At 61.8% G+C, this 14,668-nt stretch carries 13 protein-coding genes; 11 read left to right on the top strand and 2 right to left on the bottom strand.

Annotated elements, in window-relative coordinates; all coding sequences use genetic code 11:
* Positions 1–17 precede the first annotated feature (17 nt).
* The 7 genes from Cth01_RS13925 to Cth01_RS13895 all read left to right on the top strand — a co-directional run bounded on the left by Cth01_RS13925 (position 18) and on the right by Cth01_RS13895 (position 6,582).
* Complete coding sequence (locus tag Cth01_RS13925; RefSeq protein WP_003054189.1) at positions 18–1,046, top strand: amidohydrolase family protein; 1,029 nt, start codon at positions 18–20, stop codon at positions 1,044–1,046.
* 133 nt (positions 1,047–1,179) lie between these two features.
* Entirely contained in the window at positions 1,180–1,863 is a 684-nt protein-coding gene (gene ligK / locus Cth01_RS13920; RefSeq protein WP_012838739.1) for a 4-carboxy-4-hydroxy-2-oxoadipate aldolase/oxaloacetate decarboxylase, read from the top strand.
* 171 nt (positions 1,864–2,034) lie between these two features.
* Positions 2,035–2,952: an amidohydrolase family protein gene (locus tag Cth01_RS13915; RefSeq protein WP_045839487.1), complete on the top strand. Its 918-nt coding sequence runs from the start codon at positions 2,035–2,037 to the stop codon at positions 2,950–2,952.
* A gap of 81 nt (positions 2,953–3,033) precedes the next feature.
* On the top strand, positions 3,034–3,492 hold the full coding sequence (ligA, locus tag Cth01_RS13910) for a protocatechuate 4,5-dioxygenase subunit alpha (RefSeq protein WP_039048948.1): 459 nt from the start codon (positions 3,034–3,036) through the stop codon (positions 3,490–3,492).
* Positions 3,493–3,495: 3 nt separating this feature from the next.
* Complete coding sequence (locus tag Cth01_RS13905) at positions 3,496–4,365, top strand: class III extradiol dioxygenase subunit beta (RefSeq protein ID WP_012838736.1); 870 nt, start codon at positions 3,496–3,498, stop codon at positions 4,363–4,365.
* 88 nt (positions 4,366–4,453) lie between these two features.
* Positions 4,454–5,413, top strand: a complete 960-nt coding sequence (locus Cth01_RS13900; RefSeq protein ID WP_045839486.1) for a Gfo/Idh/MocA family oxidoreductase — start codon at positions 4,454–4,456, stop codon at positions 5,411–5,413.
* Between the two features lie 146 nt (positions 5,414–5,559).
* A complete protein-coding gene (locus Cth01_RS13895; RefSeq protein ID WP_045839485.1) occupies positions 5,560–6,582 on the top strand; it encodes an aldo/keto reductase in 1,023 nt (340 codons plus the stop codon).
* A 174-nt stretch (positions 6,583–6,756) separates the two neighbouring features.
* Here the strand turns inward: Cth01_RS13895 and Cth01_RS13890 are convergent, their stop codons facing one another.
* A complete protein-coding gene (locus Cth01_RS13890) occupies positions 6,757–7,650 on the bottom strand; it encodes a CoA transferase (RefSeq protein ID WP_045839484.1) in 894 nt (297 codons plus the stop codon).
* A gap of 275 nt (positions 7,651–7,925) precedes the next feature.
* On the opposite strand from Cth01_RS13890, the gene ygiD reads away from it, so the two are divergent.
* Entirely contained in the window at positions 7,926–8,852 is a 927-nt protein-coding gene (gene ygiD / locus Cth01_RS13885) for a 4,5-DOPA-extradiol-dioxygenase (protein ID WP_082085666.1), read from the top strand.
* 189 nt (positions 8,853–9,041) lie between these two features.
* Here the strand turns inward: ygiD and Cth01_RS13880 are convergent, their stop codons facing one another.
* Positions 9,042–10,238 (bottom strand): amino acid aminotransferase, encoded by a 1,197-nt coding sequence (locus tag Cth01_RS13880; RefSeq protein WP_003067573.1) that lies wholly within the window; start codon positions 10,236–10,238, stop codon positions 9,042–9,044.
* A 175-nt stretch (positions 10,239–10,413) separates the two neighbouring features.
* Between Cth01_RS13880 and uvrB the strand changes: the two genes are divergently transcribed.
* The 3 genes from uvrB (at position 10,414) to Cth01_RS13865 (ending at position 14,639) form a co-directional block, all read left to right on the top strand.
* Complete coding sequence (gene uvrB / locus Cth01_RS13875; RefSeq protein WP_139032070.1) at positions 10,414–12,480, top strand: excinuclease ABC subunit UvrB; 2,067 nt, start codon at positions 10,414–10,416, stop codon at positions 12,478–12,480.
* Between the two features lie 228 nt (positions 12,481–12,708).
* Positions 12,709–13,245: a Fe-S cluster assembly transcriptional regulator IscR gene (iscR, locus tag Cth01_RS13870; RefSeq protein WP_003054211.1), complete on the top strand. Its 537-nt coding sequence runs from the start codon at positions 12,709–12,711 to the stop codon at positions 13,243–13,245.
* A gap of 173 nt (positions 13,246–13,418) precedes the next feature.
* Positions 13,419–14,639, top strand: a complete 1,221-nt coding sequence (locus Cth01_RS13865) for an IscS subfamily cysteine desulfurase (RefSeq protein ID WP_034354231.1) — start codon at positions 13,419–13,421, stop codon at positions 14,637–14,639.
* Positions 14,640–14,668: the final 29 nt, after the last annotated feature.

The raw sequence follows: 14,668 nt of genomic DNA, 5'->3' as shown, positions 1-14,668 counted from the left end.
TTTAACGGAGCTTGAAGATGATCATTGACGTACACGGTCACTACACCACGGCGCCTGCGGCTCTGGGCGCATGGCGCGATCTGCAGATCGCCGGCCTCAAGGACCCGAGCAAGACCCCGTCGGTGGCCGATCTGAAGATCAGCGACGATGAAATCCGCGAGACCATCGAAACCAATCAGCTGCGCCTGATGAAGGAGCGTGGTTCCGATCTGACCATCTTCAGCCCCCGTGCCTCGTTCATGGCGCACCACATCGGTGACTTCCAGACCTCCAGCACCTGGGCCGCCATCTGCAACGAGCTGTGCTTCCGCGTCAGCGAGCTGTTCCCCGATCACTTCATTCCCGCCGCCATGCTGCCCCAGTCGCCCGGCGTGGACCCTGCAACCTGCATTCCCGAGCTGGTCAAGTGCGTGGAGCAATACGGCAACGTGGGCCTGAACCTGAACCCCGATCCCTCGGGTGGCCACTGGACTTCGCCCCCGCTGTCCGACAAGAGCTGGTACCCCATCTACGAAAAGATGGTGGAGTACGACATCCCCGCGATGATCCACGTATCCACCAGCTGCAATTCATGCTTTCACACCACGGGCAGCCACTATCTGAATGCCGACACCACGGCCTTCATGCAGTGCCTGACTTCGGATCTGTTCAAGGACTTCCCGACCCTGAAGTTCCTGATCCCCCATGGCGGTGGCGCCGTGCCTTACCACTGGGGCCGTTTCCGCGGTCTGGCGCAGGAGATGAAGAAGCCGCTGCTGGAAGAGCATCTGCTGAACAACATCTACTTCGACACCTGCGTCTACCACCAGCCGGGCATCAACCTGCTGACGGAAGTGATTCCGACCAAGAACATCCTGTTCGCCAGCGAAATGATCGGTGCCGTGCGCGGCATCGATCCGCAGACCGGTCACTACTACGACGACACCAAGCGCTACATCGAAGCCACGCAGAACCTGACGGCCGATGAAAAGCACGCCGTTTACGAAGGCAATGCCCGCCGCGTGTTCACGCGCCTGGACAAGGCGCTCAAGGCCAAGGGTCTGTAACTTCTCAAAAAAGAGAGCTGCTAGCGTACGGTCTGAAAGGTTTTCAATAAGAAAACTATTCAAATTTGATGAATGACAAGCGCTAACAGCTCACTTTTTGGATTCAATAACGTCAAAGCAAAGAGGTATTTCCATGTACGAACTGGGAGTTGTCTACCGCAATATCCAGCGCGCCGACCGCGCTGCTGCTGACGGCCTGGCCGCCCTGGGCTCCGCCACCGTGCACGAGGCCATGGGCCGCGTCGGTCTGCTCAAGCCCTATATGCGCCCCATCTATGCCGGCAAGCAGGTCTCGGGTACGGCCGTCACGGTGCTGCTGCAGCCCGGCGACAACTGGATGATGCATGTGGCTGCCGAGCAGATTCAGCCCGGCGACATCGTGGTTGCTGCCGTCACCGCCGAGTGCTCCGACGGCTACTTCGGCGACCTGCTGGCCACCAGCTTTCAGGCGCGCGGCGCACGCGCTCTGATCATCGATGCCGGCGTGCGCGACGTGAAGACGCTGCAGGAGATGGACTTCCCGGTCTGGAGCAAGGCCATCTCTTCCAAGGGCACGATCAAGGCCACCCTGGGCTCGGTCAACATCCCCATCGTCTGCGCCGGCATGCTGGTCACGCCCGGTGACGTGATCGTGGCCGACGACGACGGCGTGGTCTGCGTGCCCGCCGCGCGTGCCGTGGAAGTGCTGGCCGCTGCCCAGAAGCGCGAAAGCTTCGAAGGCGAAAAGCGCGCCAAGCTGGCCTCGGGTGTCCTGGGCCTGGATATGTACAAGATGCGCGAGCCCCTGGAAAAGGCCGGCTTGCGCTATGTGGATTAACACCCCCTGAGCGGCTGCGCCGCTTCCCCCTCTCTCGCTGCGCGGGAAGGGGACGACACCCTCGGTGCGGGGCGGCCCTTCCTCGGTGTCTCTGAGATGTGGCAGCGCCAGTTTCATGGATGGTGGGAAGTGCGCAGCGCACGGTGCAATCAACAATTGAGGAGCAAACAGATGAGCGCCTTTGAAAAAACCCCCGGTTGGCTGGACTGGTATGCCAACCCCAGCAAGCCCCAGTTCAAGCTGCCTGCCGGCGCTGTGGATGCGCACTGCCATGTGTTCGGTCCCGGCAACGAGTTCCCCTTCGCCCCCGAGCGCAAGTACACGCCCTGCGATGCCAGCAAGGCCCAGCTGTATGCGCTGCGCGACCACCTGGGTTTTGCACGCAATGTGGTGGTGCAGGCCACCTGCCACGGTGCGGACAACCGCGCCATGGTCGATGCCTGCAAGTCCTCGGGCGGCAAGGCCCGCGGCGTGGCCACGGTCAAGCGCTCCATCAGCGATGCCGAACTGCAGGAGCTGCACGACGCCGGCGTGCGCGGCGTGCGCTTCAACTTCGTCAAGCGCCTGGTGGACTTCACGCCCAAGGACGAGCTGATGGAGATCGCTGGCCGCATCGCCAAGCTGGGCTGGCATGTGGTGATCTATTTCGAAGCCGTGGATCTGCCCGAGCTGTGGGACTTCTTCACTGCGCTGCCCACCACCGTGGTGGTTGACCACATGGGCCGCCCCGACGTGACCAAGGGCGTGGACAGCGAGGAGTTCGCGCTGTTCCTGAAGTTCATGCGCGAGCACAAGAATGTCTGGAGCAAGGTTTCCTGCCCCGAGCGCCTGTCCGTCTCCGGCCCCAAGGCGCTGAATGGTGAGCAGAACGCCTACCAGGACGTGGTGCCTTTCGCGCGTCGCGTGGTCGAGGAGTTCCCCGAGCGCGTGCTCTGGGGCACGGACTGGCCGCACCCCAACCTGAAGGACCACATGCCCGACGATGGCCTGCTGGTGGACTTCATTCCCCATATCGCTCCTACCGCGCAGCTGCAGCAAAAGCTGCTGGTGGACAACCCCATGCGTCTGTACTGGCCCGAAGAGGTCTGACGGAGTTCCGGCGACACATACACCCGGAAACAGGCCGCAGCCTTGTCGCATGGGCTGCGTCATCCGCAACGAGGAGAATTTATGGCTTTGGAAAAACCGTATCTGGACGTGCCCGGCACCATCATTTTCGATGCCGAGCAGTCCCGCAAGGGCTACTGGCTCAACCAGTTCTGCATGAGCCTGATGAAGGCCGAGAACCGCGAGCGCTTCCGCGCCAACGAGCGTGCCTATCTGGACGAGTGGGCGATGACCGAGGAGCAGAAGCAGGCCGTGCTGGCGCGCGATCTGAACTGGTGCATGCGCACCGGCGGCAATATCTACTTCCTGGCCAAGATCGGCGCCACCGACGGCAAGAGCTTCCAGCAGATGGCGGGCTCCATGACCGGCATGACCGAAGAAGAGTACCGCGCCATGATGATGGGCGGCGGCCGCTCTGCCGATGGCAATCGCTATGTGGGCGAGGACGGTGATGCGCAGGCGCATCGCCAGCCACAAGGAAGTGCTCGCAGCGCAGGCAACCAGAACAAGGAAGGCAACTAAGACATGGCACGCATCACCGCATCCGTTTTCACCTCGCACGTGCCTGCCATCGGCGCCGCCATGGACATGGGCAAGACCCAGGAAGCCTACTGGGCGCCTCTGTTCAAGGGTTATGACTTCTCCCGTCAGTGGATGAAGGACAACAAGCCCGATGTGATCTTCCTGGTCTACAACGACCACGCCACGGCCTTCAGCCTGGACTGCATTCCCACCTTCGCCATCGGCACGGCTGCGGAATTCCAGCCCGCCGACGAAGGCTGGGGCCCGCGCCCCGTGCCCAAGGTGGTCGGCCATCCCGATCTGGCCAGCCACATTGCCCAGTCCGTGATCCAACAGGACTTCGACCTGACCATCGTCAACAAGATGGACGTGGACCACGGCCTCACGGTGCCGCTGTCGCTGATGTGCGGCGAGCAGGACCCCAAGACCGGCTCCTGGCCCTGCCCGGTGATCCCCTTCGCCGTGAACGTGGTGCAGTATCCCGTGCCCACCGGCCAGCGCTGCTTCAACCTGGGCCGAGCCATCCGCAAGGCCGTGGAGAGCTACGACCAGGACATCAACGTCCATATCTGGGGCACGGGCGGCATGAGCCACCAGTTGCAGGGCGCGCGCGCGGGCCTGATCAACAAGGAATGGGACAACCAGTTCCTGGATCTGCTGATCGAGAACCCCCACGGTCTGGCGCAGATGCCGCATATCGACTACGTGCGCGAAGCCGGCTCGGAAGGCATCGAGCTGGTGATGTGGCTGATTGCGCGCGGCGCCATGTCCGATGTGGACGGCCCCGCACCGCTGCCCAAGGTGGCGCACCGCTTCTACCATGTGCCCGCATCGAACACCGCAGTGGGCCATCTGATCCTCGAGAATCAGTAAACGTTTCACCACGTTCGCTGCTTCGCGTATTCACTGCCCCCTGTGGGGGGCTTCGCCTCCTTGAGGCGGCTCTACGGAGATCCCAATCATGAGCAAGAACATCAAAGTAGCGCTGGCTGGCGCAGGTGCCTTCGGCATCAAGCACCTGGACGGCATCAAGAACATCGACGGCGTGGAAGTCGTCTCCCTGGTCGGTCGCCGTTTTGACCAGACCAAGGAAGTGGCCGACAAGTACGGCATCAAGCATGTGGCAACCGATCTGGCCGAAAGCCTGGCGCTGCCCGAAGTCGATGCCGTGATCCTGTGCACGCCCACGCAGATGCACGCCGAACAGGCCATTGCCTGCATGAAGGCCGGCAAGCATGTGCAGGTCGAGATTCCTCTGGCCGATGCCCTGAAGGACGCCCAGGAAGTGGCCGAGCTGCAAAAGCAGACCGGTCTGGTGGCCATGGTGGGTCACACCCGCCGCTTCAATCCCAGCCACCAGTGGGTGCACAAGAAGATAGCAGCCGGCGAGTTCAACATCCAGCAGATGGATGTGCAAACCTACTTCTTCCGCCGCACCAATATGAACGCGCTGGGCCAGGCTCGCAGCTGGACCGACCACCTGCTGTGGCACCATGCCGCCCACACCGTGGACCTGTTCGCCTACCAGGCCGGCAGCCCCATCGTCAAGGCCAACGCCGTGCAAGGCCCGATCCACAAGGATCTGGGCATCGCCATGGACATGAGCATCCAGCTCAAGGCCGCCAACGGCGCGATCTGCACGCTGAGCCTGTCGTTCAACAATGACGGCCCTCTGGGCACCTTCTTCCGCTACATCGGCGACACCGGCACCTATCTGGCCCGCTACGACGATCTGTTCAACGGCAAGGACGAGAAGATCGACGTGTCCCAGGTCGATGTGTCCATGAACGGCATCGAGCTGCAGGATCGCGAATTCTTCGCCGCCATCCGCGAAGGCCGCGAGCCCAACTCCAGCGTGCAGCAGGTGTTCAACTGCTACAAGGTCTTGCACGATCTGGAGCAGCAACTCAACGCCGAATAAGTCCCGGTGATCGATTGAGACAGACAAAGGCCGGGGCATGCTCCGGCCTTTGCTGTTTTTGCTTTGAAATTTATAGCTTTAAACGCTCTGTTCATATGGGCTATAGGCTATAAATGACTTAACTTTGCCATCCTCAAGGAGCATCCGTGCAAAACCGACCACTAGGCCCATTCAGCGTCGCCAATGTCGCGCTGGGCTGCATGAATTTCTGCCATGCCTACGGCAACCCCGTCTCTACCGAGCAGTCGCACGCCGTGCTGCATGCGGCACTGGACGCGGGCGTCACGCTGTTCGACACTGCCGCGCTCTATGGCTTTGGCGCCAGCGAATCGCTGATCGGACCCGTGCTCAAGCCCCATCGCAACCACATCACCCTGGCCAGCAAATGCGGCATGGCGGGCGTGCGCGGCGAAGACGGCGTGATGCGCCGCGTCATCGACGGTCGTCCCAAAACCCTGCGCCAGAACTGCGAAGACAGCCTCAAGCGCCTGGGCACTGATGTGATCGATCTCTACTATCTGCATCGCTGGGACAGGAACGTGCCCATCGAGGAGTCGGTGGGCGAGATGGCACGCCTGAAGGAAGAGGGCAAGGTTCGCGCTCTGGGTCTGTCGGAAGTGGGCGTCGATGCGCTGCGCCGCGCGCACAAGGAGCACCCGATTGCCGCACTGCAAAGCGAATATTCGCTGTGGTCGCGCAATGCGGAGCTGGGCACGCTCGCCGCCTGCAAGGAGCTGGGCATTGCCTATGTGGCTTTCAGTCCCATGGGCCGCGCCTTCTTCAGCGGCAAGCTGCAGCAGGTGGACAACCTGGTCAAGGGCGATATCCGCGCCACCATGCCGCGCTTTGCCGGCGAGGCCTATGCGCAGAATCTGCGCCTGCTCGCGCCCATGCAGGCCGTGGCGGAAAAGGCTGGCTGCACGCTGGCCGAGCTGGCCATCGCCTGGGTGCTGCACCAGGGCGAGCATGTGATTGCCTTGCCCGGCACCACCAGCGTGGAGCATCTGCACGAAGACATTCGCGGCGGCAGCGTAAAGCTCGACGCCGAGCTGCTGGCCGAGCTCGATGACATCTTCAAGCCCGAAGCCATTGCCGGCGACCGCTATGCGCTGCAAGGCCAGGGCGAGGTCGATACCGAGAAATACGCGTTTGAAAAACGCCCAGGCTAGTGCCTTTGCGGACGCCCGGTCAGGGGCCGTCTGCGGCGTTGCCTCGCCGGTCGCGCAAATCCTCGCAATAGCACCACTATTGCTGCGGTATCGCGCGCGGGGGGCCGCCCCCTAGCATCCCATTCCGCGAAGGCCCTGGCGCGGAGGGGGAGCGTAAACAGGTTCTGGTTTGCTTCAGGTTTGGGGCAGGGCGTGCAGGGGAATATCCTTCTCCTGTGCCAGCTGCATCAGTTGCGCGCAGCTGCGTGCGGCCAGAAACCGGGCCACGCCCTGATGGATCTCGGGCTTGCGCATATCGGTTGGGTTGCTGAACAGCAGGTCTGCCGCTTCACACAGGCGCTGGGCAAAGTGAGGCTCCAGCGCGGCCACGGCCACGATGCCGTCGGCACAGGGATAGATGCGGTAGCCCGCATGGGCGCCGCCGACATCGCCTGCGGGCTGGGTCAGGCCCCAGTGCCAGGGCAGGGCCAGCCATTGCGCGGCCTGGGCCAGTCCGACCTCGCGCAGTATGCCGCGCCCGCTGCGGCTGCTGACCAGCACGGCCTGGAGCACGGCTTCGCTGGCCATCAGCGCCCCCGCCATATCGGCAAACAGGCTGGGGGGCAGGGCGGTGCTGTGCACGAGGCCCGCTTCGGCCTGATAGGTGAGGTCATGGCCGGGGACATCGGCCAGCTCGCCCGCGCTGCCGACCACGCGCACCAGCGACAGCCCGGGGTAGCGCTGCTGCAGGGCTTCCCAGCCCAGGCCCAGCTTGCTCAGGGCCGAGGGACGGAACGAGGTCAGCAGCACATCGGTTTGCGCCAGTTGCGCATGCAGACTGGCCTGACCTTCGGCGGTCTTGAGATCGGCCTGCAGGGTTTGCACCCTGTCATGCATCTGCGCGTAGGCATCTGGGCAGTAGAGGCCCATGGGGTCGGCGCTGCGGCTTGCGCCGGAGGCCAGAGGCTCGAGCTTGCGGCAATCGGCTCCCATGCCGGCGCAGCGCCACAGTGCGGCAGGGCCGGGCAGGTTCAGAGCCAGGCTCAGTATGCGAATTCCTTGCAGGGGTTGAATGGCGGTGCTGGGCATGAGTGGGAGTATTCCTTGTCTGGGCTTGTGCAAGCCAGGGTGGCATCAGGATGGTTTCCTTGAAGCGAAGCCCTTGCCTGAGCCTGTTTGGCGTGAGTCGTGCTTGTGCAACTGCCGTTGTAGTGCAAGCCGGGCCCTGACCCTGGCACTTTCAGGACAGTCTGTTGCGGTGGCGGTGCTTTCAGGCGCTGTTGCGCTGTGGCAAGCTTGTCCTATCTGTAAAAAAATGCCCCTAGGGGCGTGTTCGATTGACCGAGATGCGTAGACGTACGCTTTTGTCCCTGGGCGCAGCCTCCGTGCTGGCCGCCGGCGGGGGCTGGAAGGCTTTTTCCATGAACTCCACTTCTTCTTCCCTGTTGCCCGAGCAACTGTTGCAGCAGCTCAAGCCTTCGCCGCGCATGCCGGTGATGTTCCTGGGCCACGGCAGTCCCATGAATGTGATCGAGGACACGCACTGGCGCCAGAGCTGGAAGGCGCTGGGCCAGGAACTGACGGCCAAGGGCATTGAGCCGCAGCTGATTCTCTGCGTTTCGGCCCACTGGCTGACCGAGTCCGACTGGGCGCTGACCGGCATGGCCCAGCCGCGCACGATTCATGACTTCGGCGGCTTTCCGCAAGAGCTGTTCGACCAGCAATATCCGGCTCCCGGCGCGCCAGAGGTGGCGAGACAGCTGGCGGCCGAGCTGCATTCGCCGCTGGACGGATCGGCCCTGCTGGTGGACCAGAAATGGGGTTTTGACCACGGAACCTGGTCGGTGCTGCTGCCCATGTTCCCCGAGGCCAGCATTCCCGTCATGCAGCTGAGCATGCCCTATGGACTGGCGCCCGAAAAGCATTTCGAGATGGGTCGCCAGCTGCGCGCGCTGCGCGACCGCGGCGTGCTCATCGTGGGCAGCGGCAATGTCGTGCACAACCTGCGCGCCATGCAGCGCGGTGCCAGCGACAACCAGGCCTATGACTGGACGATACAGTTCGACACCGAAGTGCAGCAGCGCCTGGACAGCGGCAATCTGGCGGACCTGAGCACCTTTCTGGACTGGGGTCCGCAGGCCCGTCTGGCCCATCCCACGCACGACCACTATCTGCCTCTGCTGTATGCGGCAGGTGCCGTGCAGGAGGGCGAAGCGCCGCGCGTGTTCAACACGGCCTACCAGTATGCGGCGCTGTCCATGCGCTCGGCCATCTGGGGACTGAGCGCCTGATCAAGATTTTGATAGCTTGCTGCGCTTGGTTTACAAGGTTTTCAGATAATTTTCTGCCTGAAAGCGATATGGGAAGAGCGCTGGCAGCTATCAATTAATAGGTGGACACTGAAGCAGCCATAAAAAAGAGCAACGGATTGAAAGTCCGTTGCTCTTTGGTCTTCAGGGCCGAAGCCCCGCATCGTGAGCTTAAATCACGGCGGCGATGGCCTTGCAGACATAGTCGATGTTCTTGCTGTTCAGCGCAGCCACGCACATGCGACCGGTGTCGGTGCCGTACACGCCGAACTCGGAGCGCAGGCGTACCATCTGGTCCTTGGACAGGCCGGAGTACGAGAACATGCCGATCTGGGTGGTGATGAAGGACATGTCCTGGGTCACGCCAGCAGCCTTCAGGCCGTCAACCAGCTTCTGGCGCATGGCCTTGATGCGCACGCGCATCTCGCCCAGTTCCTTTTCCCACAGAGCGTGCAGCTCAGGGTTGTTCAGCACGGCTGCCACGACGGCGCCGCCATGGGTGGGAGGGTTGGAGTAGTTGGTGCGGATGACGATCTTCAGCTGCGACAGCACGCGAGCGGCTTCTTCCTTGTCGGAGGCCACCACGGACAGGGCGCCCACGCGCTCGCCGTACAGGCTGAAGCTCTTGGAGAAGGAAGTCGAGACAAAGATGTTCAGGCCGGCAGCCACGAACTTGCCGATCACGGCGCCGTCTTCGGCGATGCCGTGGCCAAAGCCCTGGTAGGCCATGTCCAGGAAGGCGACCAGGCCCTTGGCCTTGACGACGGCGATCACTTCATCCCACTGGGCGGCAGTGATGTCGTAGCCGGTGGGGTTGTGGCAGCAGGCGTGCAGCACGACCACGGTGCCGGCAGCGGCAGCGTTCAGGTCGGCCAGCATGCCGGCGAAGTCGATGGAGCGGGTGGCTGCATCGTAGTAAGCGTAGGTGCCGACTTCAAAACCAGCGTTGGTGAAGATGGCCTTGTGGTTTTCCCAGCTGGGGTTGGAGATCAGGACCTTGGCGTTGGGGTTGAGCTTCTTGAGGAAGTCGGCGCCGATCTTCAGGCCGCCGGTGCCGCCGATGGCTTGCACGGTGGCCACGCGGCCGGACTTGACCACGTCGGACTCGGCTCCGAACACCAGGGCCTTGACGCCGTTGTCATAGGCGGCAATACCGTCGATGGGCAGATAGCCACGGGCGGTGGGCTTTTCCATCATGGCCTTCTCGGCGGCCTGCACGCACTCCAGCAGGGGCAGCTTGCCGTTGTCGTCGAAGTACACGCCCACGCCCAGGTTCACTTTGTTGGGGTTGGAGTCAGCGTTGAATTGCTCGTTCAGACCCAGGATGGGGTCGCGGGGGGCCATTTCGACGGCGGTAAACAGAGACATGAAAAAATCCTTGAGGGATGGAAATAAGTCAGGTCACCCCCAGCTACTGCTCCGAGCGCGTTAGACGGGCAGGGCATTGCCCGGTGCTCGAAAAAACGCATCAGCCTAGGTTAGGCTTGAGGGTTGGGCTGCCATTCTACTCCGCGCTTACCCTATGCGTCATGGACATGAGATCATGCAAGAACAAAATATGAATGCCAAGCCGCAAGGCCGTTTCGTGCAATACCCGGACTCGCCGTTCGAGCTGTTCCAGCCCTATCCACCGGCGGGCGATCAGCCTGCGGCCATCGAAAAACTGGTCGAAGGCGTCAATGACGGCGAGTCTTTCCAGACGCTGCTGGGCGTGACGGGTTCGGGCAAGACCTTCACCATGGCCAACGTGATCGCGCGTCTGGGCAAGCCCGCCATCGTGTTTGCGCCCAACAAGACGCTGGCGGCACAGCTGTACTCGGAGTTCAGGGAGTTTTTCCCGAAAAACGCGGTCGAGTACTTCGTCAGCTACTACGACTACTACCAGCCCGAAGCCTATGTGCCCCAGCGCGACCTGTTCATCGAAAAGGACAGCGCCATCAACGAGCACATCGAGCAGATGCGCCTGTCCTGCACCAAGAGCATCATGGAGCGGCGCGACGTGGTGATCGTGGCCACCGTCTCTGCCATCTACGGCATCGGCGAGCCCGAGAGCTACCACCGCATGATCATGACGCTGCGCGCGGGCGACACGCTCAACCAGCGCGATGCGATTGCGCAGCTGATCCGCATGCAGTATCAGCGCAACGACCAGGATTTCTCGCGCGGCACCTTCCGCGTGCGCGGTGACACCATCGATGTGTTCCCGGCCGAGCATTCGGAGCTGGCCGTGCGCATCGAGCTGTTCGACGATGAGGTCGAGAGTCTGCAACTGTTCGATCCGCTCACGGGCCGGGTGCGCCAGAACATTCCGCGCTTCACCATCTATCCCAGCAGCCACTATGTGACGCCGCGCGACAAGGTGCTGGCGGCCGTGGAGACCATCAAGGAAGAGCTGGCCGAGCGCCTCAAGCAGCTCGTGGGCATGGGCAAGCTGGTGGAGGCGCAGCGCCTGGAGCAGCGCACGCGCTTCGATCTGGAAATGCTCAGCGAAGTGGGGCACTGCAAGGGCATCGAGAACTACACGCGCCATCTCTCGGCCTCCAAGCCCGGCGATCCGCCCAGCACGCTGACGGACTATCTGCCGCGCGACGCCATCATGTTCCTCGACGAGAGCCATCAGATGATCGGCCAGCTCAACGCCATGTACAACGGCGACCGGGCGCGCAAGACCACGCTGGTGGAATATGGCTTCCGCCTGCCTTCGGCGCTGGACAACCGGCCGCTCAAGTTCGAGGAGTTCGAGCAGCGCATGCGCCAGGTGGTGTTCGTCTCGGCCACGCCCGCCGAATATGAAAAGACTCATGCCGGGCAGGTGGTGGAGCAGGTGGTGCGCCCCACGGGCCTGGTCGATCCCGAGATCGAAGTGAGGCCGGCCATTCATCAGGTCGACGACGTGCTGCAGGAGATCCGCCAGCGCGTGGAGCTGGAGGAGCGCGTGCTTATCACCACGCTGACCAAGCGCATGGCCGAGCAGCTGACCGAATACCTGACCGACAACGGTGTGAAGGTGCGCTATCTGCACTCCGACGTGGATACGGTGGAGCGCGTGGAAATCATCCGCGACCTGCGTCTGGGAGCCTTCGATGTGCTGGTCGGCATCAACCTGCTGCGCGAAGGCCTGGATATTCCCGAGGTTTCGCTGGTGGCGATTCTGGATGCCGACAAGGAAGGCTTTCTGCGTGCCGAGCGCAGCCTGATCCAGACCATCGGTCGCGCGGCGCGCAACGTCAACGGCAAGGCGATCCTGTACGCGGACCGCATCACGGAGTCCATGAAGAAAGCCATCGGCGAAACCGAAAGACGCCGCGAAAAACAGATGGCTTTCAATGAAGCCAATGGAATCGTGCCAAAACAGATTGTCAAGAGGGTGAAAGACCTGATTGATGGTGTCTACAGCGAAAAAAGCGGCAAAGAGGCCGAACGTCTGCAGGAGCAGGCTCTACAACAGGCACGTGTCGAGGATATGTCGGAGAAAGACATCGCCAAGGAGATCAAGCGTCTGGAGAAGCAAATGCTGGAGCACGCCAGGAACCTGGAATTCGAGCAGGCAGCGCGTGTGCGAGACCAGCTTTCGCTTCTCAAACAGCAATTGTTCGGGGCGGCACCGTAGGAATATTTCTTCGCAAATCTCGGGGTTATTACGTGAGTGCACGCTGTTACCCGACAAAATTGATGGGGAATGTGATATACTCGCCTCAAACACTCAACAACAAACTTCCCTCACAGAAGGGCTCTGAACCTAATCACAGGACGGAGTAAGGGCGGAGACTGTGCTCGTCTAGGTACTGTGACCGGGCGTGCGTTTCTGTAACGAACAATCCTGACTGAAGGAGCTCGTATGCGTCTTACGACCAAAGGCCGCTTTGCGGTCACCGCGATGATCGACCTGGCACTGCGCCAGAACAATGGCCCTGTGACTCTGGCTGCCATCAGCCAGCGTCAGCAGATTTCGCTGTCCTATCTGGAACAGTTGTTTGGCAAGCTGCGTCGCCACGAACTGGTGGAATCCACCCGTGGCCCCGGCGGCGGCTACACCCTGGCCCGTAAGGCAACGGACATCACCGTGGCTGACATCATCGTCTCGGTGGATGAACCTATTGATGCGACCCAGTGCGGTGGCAAGGAAAACTGTCTGGGCGAAGCAGGCCGCTGCATGACCCATGAGCTGTGGGCTGCACTGAATCAGCGCATGGTGGAATTCCTGGACTCCGTCACTCTGCAAAAGCTGGTGGACGAGCAACTGGCCAAGGGCATCCAGATCGAGGACAAGCCCGTGGTGCGCCGCGCCATCTCCACAGCACCCGTGGTCAAGCCCATTCGTGTGAACGCACCGAACTCGGTGTTCGCCCTGGGTAACGCCTTCGCGAAATCCTGATCCGGGGCCGCTCGAGCAGTGCTCAGGCGGCAACCAGATCGGCATGAAGCCCGACTCCGATAGTCAGGGCCTGGATGCATGCATGGCTGTGCGGCATGTTTCTTCGCCCTGATGGCACCACAAGGTGCATCGATTCCTCACGATTTGTCAGCCAAAAACAAGACGAGCCAGTCATGGACATGACCCCGCACTTTCCCATTTATCTCGACTACGGTGCAACCACTCCGGTGGACCCCCGCGTGGCGGACGCCATGATTCCCTGGCTGCGTGAACATTTTGGCAATGCCGCATCGCGCAGCCATGCCTGGGGCTGGGAAGCCGAAGAAGCCGTCGAGAAGGCCCGCAAGCAGGTCGCCGATCTGATTGGCGCCGACCCGCGTGAAATCGTCTGGACCAGCGGTGCGACCGAGTCCGACAACCTGGCCATCAAGGGTGCAGCGCATTTCTACCAGGGCAAGGGCAAGCACCTGATCACCGTGAAGACCGAGCACAAGGCTGTGCTGGACACCATGCGTGAACTGGAGCGCCAGGGCTTTGAAGTCAGCTATCTGGACGTGCAGGAAAACGGTCTGCTGGACATCGAAGTGTTCAAGGCCGCGATCCGTCCCGACACCATCCTCGCCAGCGTGATGGCCGTGAACAACGAGATCGGTGTGGTTCAGGATCTGAACACCATTGGCGCTCTGTGCCGTGAGAAGGGCATCATCTTCCACGTCGACGCCGCTCAGGCCTCGGGCAAGATGGATCTGAACATGCAGACCATGCCCATCGACCTGATGAGCCTGGCTTCGCACAAGACCTACGGCCCCAAGGGCATCGGTGCGCTGTACGTGCGCCGCAAGCCGCGCGTGCGTCTGGAAGCTCAGATGCACGGCGGCGGTCATGAACGCGGCATGCGTTCCGGCACGCTGGCAACCCACCAGATCGTGGGCATGGGCGAAGCCTTCCGCATTGCCAAGGAAGAGATGGCCAAGGATATGGAGCACGCACGTGCACTGCGCAAGCGTCTGCTCGATGGTCTGAAGGATCTGGAGCAGGTGTTCGTGAACGGCGATATGGAGAACGGCGTTCCCCATTACCTGAACATGAGCTTCAACTTCGTCGAAGGCGAGTCGCTGATCATGGGCATCAAGGGTCTGGCCGTGTCCTCGGGTTCCGCCTGCACATCCGCCAGCCTGGAGCCCAGCTATGTGCTGCGTGCCCTGGGCCGCAGCGATGAGCTGGCACACAGCTCCTTGCGCATGACCTTTGGTCGCTTCACGACGGAAGAAGAAATTGACTACGCGATCAAGTCGATCCGCGAAAACGTGCTGAAGCTGCGCGAGCTGAGCCCTCTGTGGGAGATGTACAAAGACGGCATCGACCTCAGCACTATTCAATGGGCTGCACACTAAGCATAGATTACAAAGAGTTCAAGAGGTAG

Origin of the sequence: Comamonas thiooxydans (genome assembly GCF_000964545.1) — a bacterium.
Lineage (GTDB): Bacteria > Pseudomonadota > Gammaproteobacteria > Burkholderiales > Burkholderiaceae_C > Comamonas > Comamonas thiooxydans.
Note: the sequence above shows the minus strand (reverse complement) of the source record. Positions and strands in the feature narration are given on the sequence as shown.